The sequence below is a fragment of the Mesorhizobium sp. J428 genome, assembly GCF_024699925.1.
Classification (GTDB): Bacteria; Pseudomonadota; Alphaproteobacteria; order Rhizobiales; family Rhizobiaceae; genus Mesorhizobium_A.
This window is the reverse complement of record NZ_JAJOMX010000001.1, coordinates 3592985-3611899: the sequence shown is the minus strand read 5'-3', so window position 1 is coordinate 3611899 and position 18915 is coordinate 3592985. Positions and strand designations below refer to the sequence as shown.

Genomic DNA, 18915 nt, shown 5'->3' with positions numbered 1-18915 from the left:
AGCTCCGGACCCCATCTATTGTTCCCACCCAGGTTCTGCAATGGGTGGCGGTCATCTCATGGCGCCACCAGCCTGAAACGAGACCGCCGATGCAACAACACGGACCAGTGATCTACGCCCAGGTGCTGCTGATGCTGGGAGGCGCGGTCATCGCAGCGCCCCTCTTCAAGCGCTTCGGGCTTGAAACGGTGCTGGGCTATATCGCGGCCGGCATCGCCATCGGACCTGTCACACTGCTGATCACCGGCAGCGACCAGTTGCTTCAGCTCGGCGAGCTCGGCGTCGTGTTCCTGCTGTTCATCATCGGGCTGGAACTCAAGCCGGCGCGGCTGTGGGCCATGCGCAAGGACATATTCGGCCTCGGCATCGCACAGGTGGTCTCCACCGGCATTGTGCTGACGGCGCTTGCGGTGGTGCTCGCCGGCTTCTCGCTGCCGGCTGCCATCCTGGCCGGCTTCGGCCTCGCGCTGTCGTCCACGGCGTTCGCGACCCAGATCCTCGAACAGCAGGGCGCGCTCAACCGGCGCTACGGCCAGATCTCTTTCTCCATCCTGCTCCTGCAGGACATGGCGATCGTGCCGCTGCTCGCCGTGATCCCGATCCTGGCACCCTTCGCCGTCGAGACCGAGGAAACGGGCTACCGGGAGCTGGCGGTCGCGGTCGCCGCTGTGGCGACCCTGTTCGTCTCCGGCCGCTACCTGCTCAACCCGTTGTTCCGCATCATCGCCAACACCGGTGCTCGCGAGGCGATGATCGCCGCGGCATTGCTTGTCGTACTGGGCGCGGCGACTCTGATGCAGCTCGCAGGGCTGTCCATGGCGATGGGCGCGTTCCTCGCTGGCGTGATGCTGGCGGATTCGTCCTACCGGCACGAGCTTGAAGCCTGCATCGAGCCTTTCCGCGGCATCCTGCTCGGACTGTTCTTCATGGCGGTCGGCATGTCGCTCGACCTCGCGGTGATCCGCGACCACTGGGTCGCTATCCTGGTCGCGGTGCCGATCATGATGCTGGTGAAAGCCGTGCTCATCTATCCGCTGGTTCGCCTCTTCGGCGCCAGTCATGACGACGCGCTGCAGGTAGCACTGATCCTGCCGCAGGGCGGCGAGTTCGGCTTCGTCCTGTTTTCGGCGGCGACCGGCGCCGCGATCCTGTCGGAGGAGACGGCATCGCTGCTGATCGCCATCGTCACCATCTCCATGGCGCTGACGCCGATCGTGGTGCGCCTCGGCCAGCGCCTGAAGGCGCCGCTGGACGCGGACGAGATCGAGGAGAACTTCGACGAGGCCGGCGCGGACGTGCTCATGATCGGGTTCTCGCGCTTCGGACAGATCGCGTCGCAGATCCTGCTGTCGGGCGGCACATCGGTCACGATCATCGACAATTCGGCCAACCGGGTGCGCGCCGTCGAGAAGTTCGGCTTCCGCATCTATTTCGGCGACGGCACGCGCAAGGACGTGCTGGAGGCGGCCGGTATCCGCGACGCCAAGATCGTCGCGGTGTGCACCCGCGAGCGGGAAACCACGGACAAGATTGTCGACCTGATCCAGCACGACTATCCCGACGTGAAGCTCTATGTCCGCGCCTACGACCGCACCCACACGCTGCAGCTGCGCGCCAAGGGCGTGGAATACGAGATACGCGAAACGTTCGAGTCCGGCCTGATGTTCGGCCGCCGCACCCTCGAAGGGCTTGGCGTATCGGAAATGGAGGCGCTGGAGATTGCCGAAGACGTGCGGCGGCGCGACGAGGAGCGCCTCGCCATGCAGGCAAGTGGCGGCACATATGCCGGCAACAGCACGCTGACGACGTCGCCCGTCTCGCCCGAGCCGCTCACCCGGCCGAGCCGCGAGGCGCGCCGGCTCGACAAGGCGATCGAGGAAGCGGACAAGAAAGAACCGTCGGCAGCGCCCGGCTGAGCGGAGGAAGGTCGGACATGGCACAGGAAGGGACGCAGCCGGCACAGCCGGCCGAGCGACCGCGCGCGGCCCGGTTCACATCCGGCTCGACCCTGCGGCACGTGATCTCGATGACGGCCACGGGGTCGATCGGCCTCATCGCGATCTTCATCGTCGACGCGCTCAACCTGTTCTACATCTCGATGCTGGGCGTGCAAGAGCTGGCGGCGGCGATCGGCTTTGCCGGAACGCTGCTGTTTTTCACGATCTCGGTGTCGATCGGCTTCACCATCGCGGCGTCGGCGCTGGTGTCGCGCGCGCTCGGACGCGGTGACCGGACGGAGGCGGCCCGGCTCGGCGGCGCCTCGATGGTGTTCATGGCCGTCGCCACGACGGCGCTCTCGCTCGCCATGTGGCCGTTCCTCGACACGCTGGTGGGCTGGATGGGTGCCAAGGGCGAAACGGCGCGGATCTGCGTCGACTTCCTGCGCATCGTCGTGCCGTCCTCGCCGGTCATGGCGCTCGGTATGTGCACAACCGGCATCCTGCGCGGGGTCGGCGACGCAAGGCGCGCGATGTACGTGACCCTGTCCGGAGGGGTGGCCGCGGCGATCCTCGACCCGTTGCTCATCTTCGGCTTCGACCTCGGCATCACGGGTGCTGCGATCGCGACCGTGCTGTCGCGCTTCATCATCCTCGCGGTGGGGCTGCACGGCGCGCATGTGGTGCACCGGCTGATCCGTATGCCCGATCTTGCGCGCCTGAGGGCCGCCACGCGACCGTTCTTCGGCATTGGCGTGCCGGCGCTGCTGACGCAGATCGCCACGCCGGTCGGCAACACCTACGTCACGGTGCGGATGGCCGATTTCGGCGACGACGCAGTCGCCGGCTGGGCCATCATCGGCCGCATCATCCCGGTCGCCTTCGGCGTCATCTTCGCGCTGTCCGGCGCGGTGGGGCCGATCCTCGGCCAGAACTACGGCGCCCGACTCTACGGCCGGTTGATGGAGACGATGCGCGACAGCCTGGTCGTCACGCTGGTCTACTGCCTGGCGGTCTGGGCGCTGCTCGCCCTGTTCTCGAACCAGGTGGCGGACCTGTTTGGCGCGCATGGCGAGGCGCACGAGCTGGTGGTCTTCTTCTGCCTGTTCGCGGCCGGCAGCTTCCTGTTCAACGGGGCGCTGTTCGTCGCCAATGCGGCGTTCAACAATCTGGGCTTTCCCGGCTACGGCACGCTGTTCAACTGGGGCCGCTCGACGCTCGGCATCATCCCGTTCGTCTGGGTCGGCTCCACCTATTACGGGGCTAAGGGGGTGGTTGCGGGATGGGCACTCGGCGCCATCGTCTTCGGCGTCGCCTCGGCGATCGTGTGCTTCTGGCTGGTGAGACGGATCGCACGAACCGCCGCGTCCGGCGCAGAGGACAGTATCCCTGCCCCGCCGCCGACCGCGAACTCGCCCTTCTCGACCGGAAAGGCCGCGACGCTGCAGTAAGGCCTACCGCCGCTCGTGCGCCGTCACCGCCGCCTCGACGGCGCGCTTGAGTTCGTCCTTCAGCGCCGCCGTCTCGCTCATCACCGTGTCGATCTTCAGGAAGTCGAGCACCCGGAAGCGGGAAACCGGCGGCTGGAGAAAGATGTCGGGCCTGCACTGCGCGAGCTTCGTCTCGATGATCGACTGCATCATCAACTGGCTGGTGCCGAACATCAGATCGAGCGCGCTCGGCGCCTTGGCGGGGTCGCCGTCCGGCGCGCCGACGACGTCGATCGCGATCAGGATGTCGGCCTTGCCGAGCAGGAGATCGAAGGGCACCGGATTGTAGAAGCCGCCGTCGATATAATACCTGCCGTCGCGCAGGACGGGGCGGAACACGGCCGGAATGGCGGCCGATGCGGCGATTGCGGAGAACAGGTCGCCGCTTTCGAAGACGGCCGCCTTGTGCCCGTAAAAGTCGGTTCCCGTCACCTTGAGCGGGATCTTCAGCTCCTCGAACGTGTCCGGCACCGCTTCCGGCAGGAATGCCTTGAGGATGCGGCTGATGTCGAACTGGCCGAGCCGGAAGCCGCCGGCCACCGCCTCGCGCAGGCTGCCGGGCCGCGACTTCCAGATGCGGCTGGCGACCTCGCCGCGGCGGCCGAGGATCGACTTGGCGTAGTGGTGGATCTCCTCGCCGGTCATGCCCGCCGCCATGCCCGCGCCCATGATCGCACCGATGGAGGAGCCGGCGATCGCGACCGGGCTGATGCCGAGCTCGTCCAGCGCCTCGATGGCATGGATATGCGCGAGCCCGCGCGCACCACCGCCGCCGAGGGCCAGCGCGAAGGTCGGACCGCCCCCCGTGCCTGTGCCCGGCGGCGGGCGCCATCACTGGACGGCGCCCTGAGAAAGCGCGGGACCCAGCACCATCACCGCAGGCTCGGACTCGAGCAGCCGTTTCGCAGCCGCCTTCACGTCGTCCAGCGTCACTGCCTCGATGAGGGCGGTGCGGCGGTCGATATAGTCGATGCCCAGGCCGTCGAGCTGGAGTTCGACCAGCGTGCGGGCGATCGCGCCCGACGTGTCGAGATTGTTGATCGCGTAGGCGCCGATCACATATTTCTTGGCGAAGTCGAGCTCGGCCTGGCTCGGGCCCTCCGCCGCCATCTTCGCCACCTCGGAGCGGATCAACGCCAGCGTCTCGGCCGCGCGATCGGCTCGCGTCGAGGTGCCGATGACCAGCGCCGAGGAATAATCGCGGTTCACCAGCGCGGAGCTGATCCCGTAGGTAAGGCCGCGCTTCTCGCGCACCTCCTCGAACAGCCGCGACGAGAATGAGCCGCCGCCGAGGATATGGTTCATCAGATAGGCGGCGAAGAACTGCGGGTCGTTGCGCTCGATGCCGGGCCAGGCGAGCTGCAGCGTGGTCTGCGGCAGGTTGGAGGCGACGTTGATCTGCTGCGCGAACTTCGGCTCGGCGCGCACGACCGGCGACAGGGTCGGCTCGGCCGGCAGGTCGCCGAACAGCTCGTCCAGCCGTCGCTTCAGCGTCTCGGCATCGATGGCGCCGACCACGCCGACCACCATGTTGCCGCGCGCGAAAACGCGGCCGTGGAACTGCCTGACGTCGTCGGGCGTGATGGTCGCCAGTGTCGCCTCCGTGCCCTCGTCCGGCCGCGCATAGGGATGGCCGGCGTAGAGGGCCTCGCGCCAGGCGATCTCGCCCTTGGTCGAAGGGTCGAGCGCGCTCGCCTGGATGCCGGCGACGATCTGGTCGCGGATGCGATTCAGCGGCTCGGCGTCGAAGCGGGGCTGCTGGATCGCCATGCGCAAGAGTGCAAAGGCCTCGTCCTGGCCTTCGGCGAGCATGCGCATCGAGCCATAGATCGCGTCGCTGCCAGCGCTGAAGCTCATCTCGGCACCCGCGTCGTCCAGCCGGAGCTGGAAGGCGTCGCTGTCGAGATCGCCTGCCCCTTCGTCGAACAGGCCCGTCATCAGGTTTGCGAGCCCTTCCTTGCCGACCGGGTCCTGGGTCGAGCCGCCACGCAGCGCGAAGCGGATCGAGACGATCGGAACCGTATAGTCCTCCACCAGCCAAGCCCGGACGCCGCTGGACGACACGACATCCTGGATCTTCACCTCGGCGTGTGCCGCAGAGAGACCCGGCAAGGCGAAGAGGAGAACCAGCGAAACGAAGGCGACGACGCGGCCGGCGGCCATGCGAGGGGTGATCATCCGGCGTTTCCTCCCGCGGGCAGCAGGTAGCCCGTCACTGCCCGGTCGGGCGACAGATATTTCTTCGCGACAGCGCGGATGTCGTCCGGCGTCACCTTCTTGATGCGGTCCGGCCATTCGTCGATGTCCCGGATCGTGCCGCCCGTGGTCAGCGTCGACCCGTAGATGCGCGCCATACCGGACTGGCTGTCGCGGGCGAAGATCAGGCTGCGCAGGAAGCGGTTGCGTGCGCGGTCGAGTTCTTCCTGCGTCACGCCGCTTTCGATCAGCTTCGCGATCTCGGCACCGATCGCGGCCTCGACCTCGGCGAGCGTCGCCGCGCCGCGCGGCGAGCCGTAGAAGGTGATGTCGGTGTCGTCGAGCGCGGTGCCCTGATAATAGGCGCCGGCCGACGAGGCGATGCCGCGCTTGACGACCAGTTCCTGGTGCAGGCGGCTGCGGATACCGCCGCCGAGGATCTCGGACAGAAGGTCGAGCGCCTCGGGCTCGCCGTCCAGCTTTTCGCGCACGGCACTCGTGTACGAAGGCACGAGCCAGTTCTTCTGGAAGCTCGGCACGCCGACGCGCGCGTCCTTCAGCGTCACCGTTCGCGCCGTGTTCTGCTCGGGCTCGGTCGGGCGGATGCGCGGCGGAAGGTCCGGCCCGCGAGGCACCTTCGCGTAGGTGTCCTCGGCAAGCTTCTTCACCGTCTCGGCATCCACGTCGCCGGCCACCACCAGCACCGCATTGTTGGGCGCGTAGTAGCGGTCGTAGAAATCGGTCGCGTCCTTGCGGTTGAGCTGGGCGATCTCGTGCTTCCAGCCGATCACCGGCGTGCCGTAGGGATGGTTCTGGTAGAGCGTCGCATCGATCTCCTCGGCGAGGATGCCGCCCGGATCGCTGTCGACGCGCGAATTGCGTTCCTCGAGGATGACGTCGCGCTCAGGCCCGATCACCTCGTCCGTGAGGATCAGGTTACGCATGCGGTCGGCCTCGAAACGCATCATGTCTGGCAGCACGTCGGGCGAGACCTGCTGGTAATAGGCCGTGTAGTCATTGGAGGTGAAGGCGTTTTCCTGGCCGCCGATTTCGGCGACGCGGCGGGAGAACTCGCCGGGCTTGGCGTTCGTCGTACCCTTGAACATCAGATGCTCGAAGAAATGCGCGATGCCCGATTTGCCGGGCTCCTCGTCGGAGCCGCCGACCTTTAGCCAGATCATGTGCGTGACCACCGGCGCCCGATGGTCGGGGATGACGACCACTTCGAGCCCGTTGGCGAGGGTGAAGTCGGTGACCGGCTCCTGCCGCACCTCCTGTGCCATGACGGCCGGCGAGGCGAGCATGACGATGGCGAGCGCACTCGCCGTGGCAAGGTGTCGATAGAAATGATGCCGCAATGCCCAAGCCCTCCATGAATCAGGCGATTGTAGCCGGACATGTCGCCAAAGCGCGTGTCCGCAACATGGCCGTCGCGAAAAATTGTTGTCCTACTTCACCTCGATGAAGCGGATGATCGTGTCGCCATACGACCTTTCGTCGGCGATCTCGAAGCCGTCGCCGGGGGAAAACGGCGCATCCGCGGCCTCCTCGACCACGCACAGACTACCCGGAACGACCCAACCGCCGTCCCGCGCCGAAGCGAGCGCCCGCTCGCCTAGGCCCTTGCCGTAGGGCGGATCGGCAAAGAGCAGGCCGAAGCTGCCCAGCGTTCCCGAGAGGCCCAGAGACGTCGCATCGCGGCGGAAGATCTTGGTGCGGCCTTGCAGGCCGAACGCCTCGACATTCTCCCGTACCAGGCCGCGTCCCTCCGCCGATTCCTCGATGAAGACGCAGAAGGCAGCACCGCGCGACAGGGCTTCCAGCCCGAGCGCACCGGTGCCGGAAAAGAGATCGAGCACACGCACGCCTTCCAGCCGGTCCGCATAGCGGTGGGCGAGCACGTTGAAGACCGATTCGCGCGTCCGGTCGGTGGTCGGCCGGATCGCGCTGGAGCGCGGCGTCGCAAGCGGGCGGCCGCGGAACTCGCCGCCGACGATGCGCATCAATCGTCCTTGCGCGGCTTGCGGGGACCGCGCGGACGGAAGGATGCGTCGGCCGCAGCTGGGCGCTTGCGGCCCTGGCTGCCATCGCGCGCGCCCTCCGAGCGCCGGCCGGGCGGCGCATCTTCATCCGCCTTGCCCTGCTTGCCTTGCGGGCGCGCGCCCGGCGCCATCCACACATTCGCGCTGCGAGACTTTGGTGGCTCGAAGGGTTTTTCGGTCCTGCCACGCGGCTTGCCGCCAGCCGGTCCTTTGCCTTCGAAGCGACCGCGATCCGGCTTGGTGCCGAGCCGGCCGAGCACGTCCTCGCGATGGTCCTCCCGTGCCCGCTTACGGTTCTTGATCAGCCCGCCCTCGCCCGGCTCGGCGCGCCGCTCGCGCCTGGCCGGCGCGGCTTGGGGCTCGGCGTCGCGCGAGCGGACGACGGGCTTGTTGGAGAACTCGGTAACGATGGGCGCCTCGAAATTCGCGCCGGCTTCGGCGATCAGCCGGTCGCCGAGCTGGTCGCGCAGCGCCTTGCCCTTCAGCTCCTGCACCGCGCCCTCGGCGAGTTCGCCGAGCTGGAAGGGCCCGAAGGAAATGCGGATCAGCCGCGACACGTCGAGGCCGAGCGCGCCGAGCACGTTCTTCACCTCACGGTTCTTGCCCTCGCGCAGGCCGATCGTCAGCCAGGCATTGGTGCCCTGCTCGCGGTCGAGCGAGGCCTCGATCGAGCCGTAAAACACACCGTCGACGGCGATGCCGTCTTTCAGCGAGGCAAGCGCCTTCTCGTCCACGCGGCCATGGACGCGGGCGCGGTAGCGGCGCAGCCAGCCCGTGGCGGGCAGTTCGAGCACGCGGGCAAGGCCGCCATCATTGGTCAGCAGCAACAGACCTTCCGTGTTGATGTCGAGCCGGCCGATGGTCATCAGCCGCGGCAGGCCCTGCGGCAGCACGTCGAAGACGGTCTTGCGCCCCTCGGGATCGCGGTTGGTGGTGACCACCCCGCCCGGCTTGTGAAACAGGAAGAGCCGCGTCCGCTCGATCGCCGGGATCAACTCGTTGTCGACATGGATCACGTCGTCGGATCCGACATTGACCGCGGGCGAGGAGAGCACCTTGCCGTTCACCTTTACACGGCCGGCCGCGATCATCTCCTCGGCATCGCGCCGCGAGGAAATGCCCGCGCGCGCCAGGCGCTTGGCGATGCGCTCGCCTTCCTCGGGCGCCGCCACGTCGCGTTCGGGACGCCGGGTCGCGGAAGCGCGCGGGCCGCTGCGCGACGCGTCGCCATCAGGGCGCTTGCGGAAGGGCCGGTCGCCATCCACCCTTGCCCGGAACGGACGCTCGGAATCATTGCGCGGCCGACGAGCCCCCTCGGCGCCTTCTTCCCTTGGCCTAAAACTGCGCTTGGGCGCGTCGGCACCCTCGGCCCGTTCCCTGCGGCCGGGACGATCGCCGTCGGGGCGCGGGCGGAATTCCCGCTTCTCGCCGGCTTCGGTGGACTTGCGGTAAGACTTGCCAGCGGCGTCCGCCGGCTTGCGGAAAGGCCGATCGCCCCGATCCGACTGCGGGCGGTCGCTGTCCAAACGCGGACGGTAGCTGCGCTTCGGTCCCTCGGTCTCCCTCGCTGCAGCGTCGCGGCGCGGGCGGAACTCGCGCTTCTCGCCACCTTCCGCCGGCTTGCGATGCGGCCTGTCGCCGCCCTTGGCCGCGAAGGGACGCTCGCCCGGGGTAGACTTGCGAAACGGACGGCCCTCGCCATGCGCCGGCTTTTCGCTACGACCCTCTCCGCGTGGTTTGAAACTCCTGTTCGGAGCATCGGCCGATGCTGCCGTATCGTCGCGGCGTGGCCTCGGCTCACGCTTTTCGGCCGCGGCGCCCGCAGGCCGCGGGGTACGTTCTGTCCGATAGGCAGCCGGCCGGTCGCCCTTCTTTCGAGCAGGTTTGCCGTAGCTCGGCTTGCCACCCTTCGGCCCGCCCGAAGGGCCGCGTCCGCCGGGATCGCGTCCGCCGGGACCGCGGTTGCCAGGAGATTTCTTTCGTTCGTCGCTCATGTGGCCTTTGCCTCTCGAGGCGGGTAACTAACAGGTGCGCAGTATTCGCGCGAGGGAATTCAGGGAAAGATGCACGTATCGCGACGCGATTTCATGACCGAAGCGCTTGACGAGGCTCGCGCCGCCGCCCAGCGCGGCGAAGTGCCCGTGGGCGCGGTAATCGTGCGCGACGGGATCGTTCTGGCACGCGCCGGAAACCGCACGCGGGAGCTCGCAGACCCGACCGCGCATGCGGAGATCCTCGCCATCCGCCAGGCCTGCGCTGAAACCGGCAGCGAGCGGCTGACAGGAGCAGACCTCTACGTCACGCTGGAGCCCTGCGCCATGTGCGCCGCGGCGATCTCTTTCGCGCGGCTGCGGCGGCTCTACTACGGGGCGAGAGATCCGAAGGGAGGCGCGGTCGAAAGCGGCGGGCGCTTCTTTGCCCAGCCAACCTGCCATCACGCTCCGGAGGTCTATGATGGACTGGCGGAAAGCGAAGCCGCCAGCCTGCTCAGATCGTTCTTCGCCGAAAGGCGCTTCTGACGAACTGGCCTAGAACGGCCACCAGCTGGAGCCCTTCTTGGTGTGGCCGGCCTTGCGGCGCTTTTCCTTCTTCCACTCGTCTTCGCCGACGTCGTCGGTCGCAGCGGTCGCGGCGGGCTGGCGATATTCCAGCGGCGGCTCGCTCAGATAGCGGCGCTCGGTCGCGCTGCCCTGGTTGCTCATCGCGAGGCGCTCGTTGAAATCCTTGCGCTGCTTGTCCACCGAGACCGAACTGCCGTCGAGATTGACGTCGTCGCCGCGGGTGGCGCGCACCGTCCGGCGGTTCTTCTCGATCGGCATATCCACTTCGGGCTCGAAGCCGAGGTTATCGCGGTTCTGCGTCGCGTCGGCACGGACGCGGGCGAGCCGCGCCTCTGGTGATTCGGGCCAGGCACCAGCAGAAGCGGTGGTGATGTTGTCCTGCGGGGCAGGAAGCGGGGCGTTCTTTGTATCCGCCGGCTTCACCAGTTCGGGACGGGGCTTGTAGTCGATCTGCTCACGCTTCTTGCTGCCGGACAGCGAGAACATGCCGGTTACGTCCTCCATCAGCTGGGTGTCGGCGGCCTTGCCGGTGCCGTAGGTCGGCGCCATGCCGACGCAGCCGGACAGCGCGACCGCCGAAACGGCCACGAGGGCACCGGCGGAAATCCTGCGGGTCATGCGGGCGTGCTCGATGGTCATCTTCATATTCGTCCGCTTCGTGTCGTTCGGAAGGTCATCCAGCCTCGGCGCCTTCATCCGACACCGATAACCCATCCCGATCCGGCAAAATGATGGCGCCGGGAATTCAAGCCTGTTTATCCCATGGCATTCGTTCCGGCAACGACCGGGCGTTGCCGTCCGGTCACATTGCCTGGCAAATGCGAACAATCGCTAAAGACGGCCCAGCGCCTCGAGCTCACGCAGCGCCGCCGCGTCGCGCGCTGACACGTCCGGGAACTGCGGATCCGAGCCGACATCCTGCGTATAACGCCACGAACGGGCGCATTTCGTGCCAGGCGCTGCCTCGAACACCACCGCGACGCCCTTCACCTCGTCGAGACGGAAAGCGTCAACTGGCCCCTCGCCCGCCACGACGGAAATGTCGCTGGTGATGGCGACCTCTGCCATGTCGACATCCGCGACGGCGGCCGCGAGCTCCGGATCGGCGATGAACACGCGGGGGGCGGCCTCCAGCGACGAGCCGATGGCCTTTTCCGCCCGCTTCAGCTCCAGCGCGCCGGTGACGACGCGGCGGACCAGGCGGACCTTGCGCCACTTCTCGGCCAGCGCCTCGTCGCGCCAGTTGGCGGGAAGCTCGGGAAACTGCTCCAGATGCACCGAACGCGCGCCCGGATTGCGGTCGAGCCAGGCTTCCTCCGTGGTGAAGGGCAGGAGCGGCGCCAGCCACTTCACCATGCAGTCGAAGAGATGGCGAACGACCACGACCGAGGCCTTGCGGCGCACGCTCGACGGCGCGTCGCAGTAGAGCGCGTCCTTGCGGACGTCGAAGTAGAAGGCCGACAGGTCGACCACGGCGAAGTCGAGCAGCGACTTGGCAATGCGCTTGAAGTCGAAGGCGTCGTAGCCCTTGCGCACGATCTCGTCGAGTTCCGACAGGCGGTGCAGCATCAGCCGCTCCAGCTCCGGCATGTCGGCGAGCGCGACCTGCTCGCCCTTGTCATGCGCCAGCGTGCCGAGCATCCAGCGGATCGTGTTGCGCAGCTTGCGGTAGGCGTCGATGTTGGTCTGGATGATCGACTTGCCGAGGCGCTGGTCCTCCCAATAGTCGGTCGTCGCCACCCACAGCCGCAGGATGTCGGCGCCGGACTGCTTCATCACGTCCTGCGGGAACACCTGGTTGCCCAGCGACTTCGACATCTTGCGGCCGTCCTCGGCCATGGTGAAGCCGTGGGTGACGACCGTATTGTAGGGCGCACGGCCGCGCGTGCCACAGGCTTCCAGCAGCGAGGAATGGAACCAGCCGCGATGCTGGTCCGATCCTTCGAGGTAGACGTCCGCCGGCCACTTCAGGTCGGGCCGATCTTCGAGGGTGAAGGTGTGGGTCGAGCCTGAATCGAACCAGACGTCGAGGATGTCCTTGACCATCGTCCAAGGCTCGTTGGCGCGGGAGCCCAGGAAGCGCTCGCGCGCGCCCTCGGCGAACCATGCATCGGCGCCTTCCTTCTCGAAGGCTTCCAGGATACGGGCGTTTACGGCATCGTCCTTGAGCACGTTGCCGTCCTCGTCGGCGAAGACGCAGATCGGCACACCCCAGGCGCGCTGGCGCGAGAGCACCCAGTCGGGACGTTCCTCGATCATCGAGCGCAGCCGCGTTTGGCCCTGCGCGGGCACGAAGCGGGTGGCATCGATCGCCGCCAGCGCGCGGGTGCGCAGCGTGTCCGACTGAGCCCTCTCCGCGCCCGCCGGCAGGCCGTAGCCGTCGAGTTCCTTGTCCATGTGGACGAACCATTGCGGCGTGTTGCGGAAGATGACCGCCTTTTTCGACCGCCAGGAATGCGGATACTGGTGCTTCAGCTTGCCACGCGCGAACAGCATGTTGCGGGCGATCAGCTCGTCGATCACTGCCTTGTTGGCATCGCCCTTCTTGCCGTTGTCGTCGATGACGCGCGCGGGGCCGCCCTCGCGGTCCGGCCCGAAGCCCGGCGCATCCTTGGTGAAGAAGCCGGCGTCGTCGACTGTGAACGGGATCGCCGTATCGATGCCCTTGGCCCGAAGATCCTTCGCCGCATCCGTCCAGGCGTCGAAGTCTTCGCGGCCATGGCCGGGCGCGGTGTGCACGAAGCCGGTGCCGGCGTCGTCGGTCACATGATCTCCGGGGAGCAGCGGGACGGTAAATTGGTAGCCGCCAGCGAGGCCCTTGAAGGGGTGCTCGGCCGTCATCTCGGCCAGCACGGCCGCATGAACGGCACTCTCCTTCTCGAGGGTCACCTTGGCCTTTTCGGCGCACGAGTCCGCAAGCGCATCGGCGATAACGAAACGCTCACCCGGCTGCGGCCCGTACTCGTTCTCGGCCGACACCACCCGATACATGCCGTACTGGATCTTCGGCGAGAAGGCGATCGCGCGGTTGCCCGGGAGGGTCCAGGGCGTCGTCGTCCAGATCAGCACCGAGACCGGTACCTCTTCCAGGCGGAAATCGTTCTCACCCGGACCGGTCGCAACGCGGCGGAAGAACTCCTTTACCGGAAACTTCGCCCAGACCGTATCGCTTTCGTAGTCCTGATACTCGACCTCGGCCTCGGCAAGCGCGGTGCGCTCCACCACGGACCACATCACCGGCTTGGAGCCGCGGTAGAGCTGGCCGGACATTGCAAATTTCAGCAATTCGCCCGCGATGCGGCTTTCCGCGTGGAAGTTCATCGTCGTGTAGGGATTGTCGAAATCGCCGATGACGCCGAGGCGCTGGAACTCCGCGGCCTGGATCGCGATCCAGTTCTCGGCATAGGCGCGGCATTCCTGGCGAAACTCGACCATGGCGTCCGGCTGCGACAGGTCCGGCTTCGCCTTGCCCTTCGAGCGGTAGTTCTCTTCCTCGATCTTCCACTCGATCGGCAGGCCGTGGCAGTCCCAGCCGGGCACGTAGTTGCTATCGAACCCGCGCATCTGGAACGAGCGCGTGATGATGTCCTTGAGGATCTTGTTCAGCGCATGGCCGATATGGATGTTGCCGTTGGCGTAGGGCGGGCCGTCGTGCAGCACATATTTCGGCCGGCCGGCGGCGTCCTTCCGCAACAGCTTGTAGAGTCCCATTTCCTGCCAGCGGGCCACGATCTGCGGCTCTTTCTCGGGCAGGCCGGCGCGCATCGGAAAATCCGTCTGCGGCAGGTAGAGCGTGGTGGAATAGTCGATCTTCGTGTCGGTCATGATCGGTCGCAGGGTTTTGCCCGGAAGCGCCACAGCGCGCGGGCAGGCCAATATCACGGATGGAAAGACGCGCAAATGCGCGGGAAAACCCGGACCGTCGGCAGCCGTTCAGGCCGGCCGGACGGCCGGGCCGATAATTCGTATGGCGCTGAGGAGGTGGCGCGGGGTCATGCGGGCTCTGTATCGCAGGAACCGCGCGGACGGAAGGGGTTCATTGCGAGTGAAAGCGGCAATGTGTATGATTAGGGAAATTCATACACATTGGATGCGGTAATGCGGACCAATATCGATATCGACGAGCAACTCCTTGAGGAGGCGAAAAAGATCGCGGGCGTCTCGACGAAGAAAGCTGCAATCGAGGCCGCGCTTGAAAAATTTGTCCGCCTTCATCGGCAACGTGAGGCGTTGGATGCACTTTGGGGCATCGGCTGGGAAGGCAATCTTGAGGAAATGCGCGAAGGACGAGACTTCGGCGAAATCAAATGATCGTCGTCGACAGTTCGGTGTGGATCGACTGGTTCAACCGGTCCCCGACAAGACAGGTTATTCAGCTCAGGCAACTCGCCGACACCGATCAGATTCTGATTGGTGATCTGATCCTCATCGAAGTCTTGCAGGGCGCGCGTAGCGATCTTCAAGCTGAAAGGATCGAGCGTTTTTTGCGCCAATTCCATCATGTGACGCTGAGCGCTCCACAACTGGCGCCGAAGGCGGCACGGAACTACCGAATTCTGAGATCGCTCGGCAGGACCGTCCGCAAGACCATCGACGTCGTCATCGCGACCTACTGCATCGAAAACGGCCACCATCTGCTGCACGACGACCGCGACTTCGAGCATTTCCGCCCGCTGGGCCTGCTCGAGGCCTGACATCCTGCGCGCGGCGGCATCCGCAAAAAGCCCTCCCCGGATCGCGCCTCGCGTGCTAGCCTTACAGCATCCAATACAGGAGTCGCGCCATGACGATCCCCTCCCCCACCGGCAGCCTCGGCGAAGCGCTCCGCGAGGCGAGGGCGAAATGGGGCTGGTTCGTCGCGCTGGGCGTGCTCCTGCTCGTGGCCGGCGGCATCGCGGCCGCCAATCTCCTCACCGCCACCGTCGCCTCGGTCTTCGTCGTCGGCTCGCTGATGCTGATCGCCGGCATCGGCGAGATCATCCATTCTTTCAGCGTCAAGGACTGGGGCGGGTTCTTCTGGTGGCTCCTGAGCGGTATCCTCTATGCCGCGTCGGGTGTCGTCGCCTTCATGAACCCGCTGCTCGCCTCGGCGGTGCTGACCTTCATGCTGGCTGCCGGCCTGCTCGCTTCCGGCGCGCTGCGCATCTGGGTGGGTTTCAAGGAGCGGCCAAGCAGCGGCTGGGGCTGGGTGGTCGCAGGCGGCGTGGTCACCGTGCTGCTCGGCCTCATCATCGCCGCGGGCTGGCCGGTGAACAGCCTGTGGGTGCTCGGAATGTTCCTCGCCATCGACCTGATCTTCCAGGGATGGACGTTCATCGCGGTCGGCCTGGCGCTGAAGAAGTAGGCGTCAGAACGCGACGCTGAGATCGAGCGGCCCGAGCGGCCGGACGCCCGACATAAGGGCGCGCGCCTCTTCCTCGTCGCGGCGGATTTGGACGACGAGGTCGTCGAGCGAGGAGAATTTCTCCTCGCCACGCAGGAAGCCGAAGAACGAGACCGCGCAGGCCTGGCCGTAGAGGTCGCCGGAAAAGTCGAAGACGAAGGTTTCCAGCAACGGCTCGCCAGCCTCATCGACCGTCGGGCGCCGTCCGAAGCTCGCCACCCCGTCCCGCAAGGTTCCCGAGCCGTCGCGCAGCCGGACGGCATAGATGCCGTGCTTCAGGCCGTTGTCGTCGCCAAGCGCCATGTTGGCGGTCGGAAAGCCCAGCGTGCGGCCGAGCTGCTTGCCCCGCGAGACGACGCCGTCGACCGTATAGCGGTAGCCGAGAAGGCCGGCGGATTGCGCCACGTCGCCCTCGCAGAGCAGGTTGCGGATGCGGCTCGACGAGATCACCTCCGCCCCCTCGTCGCGGAAGGCGTCGAGCAGCGTGACCTCGAACCCGCGCACGCGCCCCGCCTCCATCAGGAAGGCCGGCCCCCCCCGGCGGTCCTTGCCGAAATGGAAGTCGAAGCCGGTGATCACATGCCTGATCCCCAGCCCCTCGATGAGTACGTGATCGATGAACTCCTCCGCTGTCTGCGCGGCGAAAGCGCGGGTGAACGGCAGTTCCACGATGGCGTCGAAGCCGAGCGTGCCGATCAGTCGTGCCTTGAGGTCCGGAGGCGTGATCCGGAACAGCGGAATATCCGGGCGGAAGAGCTGGCGCGGATGCGGCTCGAACGTCAGGGCCAGCACGGGCGCGCCGATCGCCCGCGCCTCGTCGAGCGCACGCTGGAGCACGGTCTGGTGGCCGCGATGCACACCGTCGAAATTGCCGATGGCCACCACGCCGCCGCGCAACCGGGTGGGCAGCGTGGACAGGTCCGAGACGCGGGCGAATTCCGGCATGGCGTCAGCGCAGCCTCGGGATGACGGCGACGGGATGGCGGCCGTGCTTCTCCAGGAACGCGGCCAGCATGGCCGGATCAGGCTCGAGCGTCTCGCCGTATTCGCGCGCATGGATGCCGCCGGTCACGTAGAGGATGTCGATGCCGTTCTGTTCAGCGCCCTTGACGTCGGTCAGGACGCCGTCGCCGATTGCCAGCGCGTCGCGCTCGGACACGTCTCGGCCGAGAACCTCGGCGGCCGCCTGCAGCGCCGCGGTATAGATCGGGCGGTGCGGTTTGCCGGCAATGCGGGTGCGGCCGCCGAGCTGGGCGTAGTCGCGCGCCAACGCCCCGGCGCACCAGATCAGCCGGTCGCCCTTTTCCACCACGATGTCCGGATTGGCGCAGACGAAGGGAAGGTCGCGCTGGCGAAGGCGCCGCAGCATGTCGGCATAGTCTTCCGGCGTTTCGGTATCGTCGTCGAACAGGCCCGTGCAGACGACGGTCAGGGCCTCGAACTCCTCGACGAGCTCCACGTCGAGCCCGTCATAGATCGACAGGTCACGCTCGGGACCGATGTGAAAGATCTTGCGTGCGCCTTCCGTGATCAGGTCGCGCGTCACGTCTCCGGACGTCACGATGCGGTCATATGCGTCGCGCGGCACACCAAGGATGTCGAGTTGCGCCTGCACCTCAGCTCGCGGGCGCGGTGCGTTGGTGATCAGCACCACGGCCAGTCCACGAGAGCGCGCCGCCGACAGCGCCTGCGAGGCGTCCGGAAAGGCGCGCACGCCGTTGTGGACCACGCCCCAGACGTCGGAGAGGATCACGCCATAGCGTCCCTCGATGTCCTGAAGCGAGCCGATCCTGTCCGCGCGATGGGCCATCGAGCCTCCGGTTGACGAGATTTCACCGCCGCGAGAAGCGACCGCAGCGGATTAACCGAACCGGTTCACCCTGTCACCAGCTTTCGCTTAACAAGAAACCGGCCTCATGCGACATGTCCTAAGGACAGGACATCGGCGCCGCGGCCGCGAGATGTTCGGGAAACCGCCCGGAGGCACGTGAAGCTGCGCATGCGATATCTCGCGATCACCGCGGCGGCACTTATCATCTGCGCCGGGCTGGCGCTCGCGGCCGCAGGCCCGTCGGCGCTCTGGCCCTTCCTCACTCTCGTGACGCTGCTACTTGCCGCGGTCACGGCTGCGCTGGCGGCATATTTGTTTCTCAAGGCCGAACGAATGCAGGGCGACATCGACCGCCTCGCCCACACGCTCGACGGCGCGCTCAAAGAGCTCGCGGCTGGCAACGAACGGAATTCGCTCACGCTCGGGTCGCTCACCGCAACGATCGACCGGCAGATCGGCGGGATGCTCGACCGGATCGACGCCCGCCCGGGTGCTTCGACGGAAGCCACGGACGCTCCGCCGGCCAACAGCTGCGGTGACGAGGCCGGAAGGGGAGCGGACGAAGTCAGGCCCGCGGCAAAGCCGACAGTCGGAACGTCGCTGCCCGCCGGATGGGCCGATCGCGAGCTCGAACTCAGCCTGGAGCCGATCGTCTCGGTGTCGCAGGGCGCGGCGGCTGGCTTCGAGGTGCTTGCACATCTCGTGCTGGAGGACAGGTCCGAGCGTATCGTGCGGGGTTTGTCGTCGGCGATCGACCAGGCCGACCTTGCTGCGTTCGAGCTCGCGCTGGTCAAGGCCGCCATGCATGCAAGCCGCCGCCAGCTCGGGGCCGAGGGCGCCAGGCTTCCGCTGCACGTCGCCGTCTCCGCGGCACTGCTCGGCAACGAAGCGGCGCTCGAAGAGGTCTGCGGCCTTCTCAACCTGCATTCCGGGCTGGCCAGAGGGCTGATCTTCTCGATCCCCGCCGAGCTCTTCACGACCAAGGACAAGCCCGTCCAGCACGGCATCGTCAGGCTGGCCGTATCGGGCGCGGCCCTTGCGGCCGAGGGCTGGCCAGCGGAGGAGAACGGTCTGGAGCGGCTCAAGCTACAGGGCGTGCGCATCGTCAAGCTTGCCGCGGACAGGCTGCTGGACCGCGAGCGAGGCCGTCGCAAGGCGGTGGCGGGAGCGGATCTGGCCGAGCTCATCGCCAGGTCGGGCATGACCATCGTCGCGACCGACGTCGCCACGGATGAAGATGCCGTCGCTCTCCTCGACCTCGGCGTGGACATGATGCGGGGCGAGTGCTTTTCGCCGCCTCGCAAGCTGAAACCGACCGTCTCCGGCGATCCGGCCACGCTTCCCGCCCGATGACAGCGGGCAAGACATAGTTAACGTCTGTTCAAGCCCTGCGCAGAATTCTGAGCTACCCGGAAAACCGGAAATTAGCGGCTCTCTGCGATCCTGATCTCTAGCCAGGGCTCCGTAGGGGCAGG

Annotated in this window: 16 protein-coding genes; 7 read left to right on the top strand and 9 right to left on the bottom strand. The window is 66.8% G+C overall.

The genetic code is table 11. The annotated features are described in order from the left end of the window. Positions 1–89: 89 nt before the first annotated feature. Together LRS09_RS18085 and LRS09_RS18080 are read left to right on the top strand one after the other, a co-directional pair. Entirely contained in the window at positions 90–1916 is a 1827-nt protein-coding gene (locus tag LRS09_RS18085; RefSeq protein WP_257808257.1) for a monovalent cation:proton antiporter-2 (CPA2) family protein, read from the top strand. A 17-nt stretch (positions 1917–1933) separates the two neighbouring features. Continuing rightward, entirely contained in the window at positions 1934–3388 is a 1455-nt protein-coding gene (locus tag LRS09_RS18080) for an MATE family efflux transporter (protein WP_257808256.1), read from the top strand. A 3-nt stretch (positions 3389–3391) separates the two neighbouring features. On the opposite strand, the gene LRS09_RS18075 is transcribed toward LRS09_RS18080, so the two are convergent. From LRS09_RS18075 to LRS09_RS18055, 5 genes are all read right to left on the bottom strand, one after another. Next, positions 3392–4210, bottom strand: coding sequence for a patatin-like phospholipase family protein (locus LRS09_RS18075; protein ID WP_257810239.1), 819 nt, complete (start codon positions 4208–4210; stop codon positions 3392–3394). 48 nt (positions 4211–4258) lie between these two features. Continuing rightward, a complete protein-coding gene (locus tag LRS09_RS18070) occupies positions 4259–5605 on the bottom strand; it encodes a pitrilysin family protein (RefSeq protein WP_257808255.1) in 1347 nt (448 codons plus the stop codon). Beyond that, positions 5602–6927: a pitrilysin family protein gene (locus LRS09_RS18065; protein WP_257810238.1), complete on the bottom strand. Its 1326-nt coding sequence runs from the start codon at positions 6925–6927 to the stop codon at positions 5602–5604. Before LRS09_RS18065 ends, LRS09_RS18070 begins: the two co-directional genes overlap by 4 nt. Before the next feature lie 144 nt (positions 6928–7071). Then, complete coding sequence (rsmD, locus tag LRS09_RS18060; protein WP_257808254.1) at positions 7072–7626, bottom strand: 16S rRNA (guanine(966)-N(2))-methyltransferase RsmD; 555 nt, start codon at positions 7624–7626, stop codon at positions 7072–7074. Beyond that, positions 7626–9659, bottom strand: coding sequence for a pseudouridine synthase (locus LRS09_RS18055; protein ID WP_257808253.1), 2034 nt, complete (start codon positions 9657–9659; stop codon positions 7626–7628). The genes rsmD and LRS09_RS18055 overlap by 1 nt, the downstream gene beginning before the upstream one ends. Before the next feature lie 69 nt (positions 9660–9728). Here LRS09_RS18055 and LRS09_RS18050 point away from each other — a divergent pair, with 69 nt between their 5' ends. Further along, positions 9729–10184 carry a nucleoside deaminase gene (locus tag LRS09_RS18050; RefSeq protein WP_257808252.1) on the top strand — a complete coding sequence of 152 codons (456 nt, stop codon included), beginning with the start codon at positions 9729–9731 and terminating at the stop codon, positions 10182–10184. Between the two features lie 9 nt (positions 10185–10193). Here LRS09_RS18050 and LRS09_RS18045 read toward each other — a convergent pair whose 3' ends face one another. Continuing rightward, positions 10194–10865, bottom strand: coding sequence for a hypothetical protein (locus tag LRS09_RS18045; protein WP_257808251.1), 672 nt, complete (start codon positions 10863–10865; stop codon positions 10194–10196). Positions 10866–11057: 192 nt separating this feature from the next. Then, a complete protein-coding gene (gene ileS / locus LRS09_RS18040) occupies positions 11058–14051 on the bottom strand; it encodes an isoleucine--tRNA ligase (protein ID WP_257808250.1) in 2994 nt (997 codons plus the stop codon). Positions 14052–14324: 273 nt separating this feature from the next. On the opposite strand from ileS, the gene LRS09_RS18035 reads away from it, so the two are divergent. From LRS09_RS18035 to LRS09_RS18025, 3 genes are all read left to right on the top strand, one after another. Then, the gene (locus LRS09_RS18035) at positions 14325–14537 is read left to right on the top strand and encodes a type II toxin-antitoxin system VapB family antitoxin (RefSeq protein ID WP_257808249.1); all 213 of its coding nucleotides are present in this window, start codon (positions 14325–14327) and stop codon (positions 14535–14537) included. Further along, a complete protein-coding gene (locus tag LRS09_RS18030; RefSeq protein WP_257808248.1) occupies positions 14534–14920 on the top strand; it encodes a PIN domain nuclease in 387 nt (128 codons plus the stop codon). The genes LRS09_RS18035 and LRS09_RS18030 overlap by 4 nt, the downstream gene beginning before the upstream one ends. An 89-nt stretch (positions 14921–15009) precedes the next feature. Beyond that, positions 15010–15570 (top strand): HdeD family acid-resistance protein, encoded by a 561-nt coding sequence (locus tag LRS09_RS18025; RefSeq protein ID WP_257808247.1) that lies wholly within the window; start codon positions 15010–15012, stop codon positions 15568–15570. A 3-nt stretch (positions 15571–15573) separates the two neighbouring features. Here the strand turns inward: LRS09_RS18025 and LRS09_RS18020 are convergent, their stop codons facing one another. Then, a complete protein-coding gene (locus LRS09_RS18020) occupies positions 15574–16554 on the bottom strand; it encodes a bifunctional riboflavin kinase/FAD synthetase (protein WP_257808246.1) in 981 nt (326 codons plus the stop codon). 4 nt (positions 16555–16558) lie between these two features. Beyond that, on the bottom strand, positions 16559–17419 hold the full coding sequence (locus LRS09_RS18015) for a TIGR01459 family HAD-type hydrolase (RefSeq protein ID WP_257808245.1): 861 nt from the start codon (positions 17417–17419) through the stop codon (positions 16559–16561). A gap of 189 nt (positions 17420–17608) precedes the next feature. Here LRS09_RS18015 and LRS09_RS18010 point away from each other — a divergent pair, with 189 nt between their 5' ends. After that, positions 17609–18793, top strand: coding sequence for an EAL domain-containing protein (locus LRS09_RS18010; protein WP_257808244.1), 1185 nt, complete (start codon positions 17609–17611; stop codon positions 18791–18793). Positions 18794–18915: the final 122 nt, after the last annotated feature.

What these genes read in the sequence shown, in the direction of transcription:
- LRS09_RS18085 (WP_257808257.1), top strand. Translation starts at nt 90, where the DNA reads ATGCAACAACACGGACCAGTGATCTACGCCCAGGTGCTGCTGATGCTG.
- LRS09_RS18080 (WP_257808256.1), top strand. Translation starts at nt 1,934, where the DNA reads ATGGCACAGGAAGGGACGCAGCCGGCACAGCCGGCCGAGCGACCGCGC.
- LRS09_RS18030 (WP_257808248.1), top strand. Translation starts at nt 14,534, where the DNA reads ATGATCGTCGTCGACAGTTCGGTGTGGATCGACTGGTTCAACCGGTCC.
- LRS09_RS18045 (WP_257808251.1), bottom strand. Translation starts at nt 10,865, where the DNA reads ATGACCATCGAGCACGCCCGCATGACCCGCAGGATTTCCGCCGGTGCC.
- LRS09_RS18025 (WP_257808247.1), top strand. Translation starts at nt 15,010, where the DNA reads ATGACGATCCCCTCCCCCACCGGCAGCCTCGGCGAAGCGCTCCGCGAG.
- LRS09_RS18065 (WP_257810238.1), bottom strand. Translation starts at nt 6,927, where the DNA reads ATGCTCGCCTCGCCGGCCGTCATGGCACAGGAGGTGCGGCAGGAGCCG.
- LRS09_RS18070 (WP_257808255.1), bottom strand. Translation starts at nt 5,605, where the DNA reads ATGATCACCCCTCGCATGGCCGCCGGCCGCGTCGTCGCCTTCGTTTCG.
- rsmD (WP_257808254.1), bottom strand. Translation starts at nt 7,626, where the DNA reads ATGCGCATCGTCGGCGGCGAGTTCCGCGGCCGCCCGCTTGCGACGCCG.
- LRS09_RS18055 (WP_257808253.1), bottom strand. Translation starts at nt 9,659, where the DNA reads ATGAGCGACGAACGAAAGAAATCTCCTGGCAACCGCGGTCCCGGCGGA.
- LRS09_RS18010 (WP_257808244.1), top strand. Translation starts at nt 17,609, where the DNA reads ATGCGATATCTCGCGATCACCGCGGCGGCACTTATCATCTGCGCCGGG.
- ileS (WP_257808250.1), bottom strand. Translation starts at nt 14,051, where the DNA reads ATGACCGACACGAAGATCGACTATTCCACCACGCTCTACCTGCCGCAG.
- LRS09_RS18015 (WP_257808245.1), bottom strand. Translation starts at nt 17,419, where the DNA reads ATGGCCCATCGCGCGGACAGGATCGGCTCGCTTCAGGACATCGAGGGA.
- LRS09_RS18050 (WP_257808252.1), top strand. Translation starts at nt 9,729, where the DNA reads ATGCACGTATCGCGACGCGATTTCATGACCGAAGCGCTTGACGAGGCT.
- LRS09_RS18020 (WP_257808246.1), bottom strand. Translation starts at nt 16,554, where the DNA reads ATGCCGGAATTCGCCCGCGTCTCGGACCTGTCCACGCTGCCCACCCGG.
- LRS09_RS18035 (WP_257808249.1), top strand. Translation starts at nt 14,325, where the DNA reads ATGCGGACCAATATCGATATCGACGAGCAACTCCTTGAGGAGGCGAAA.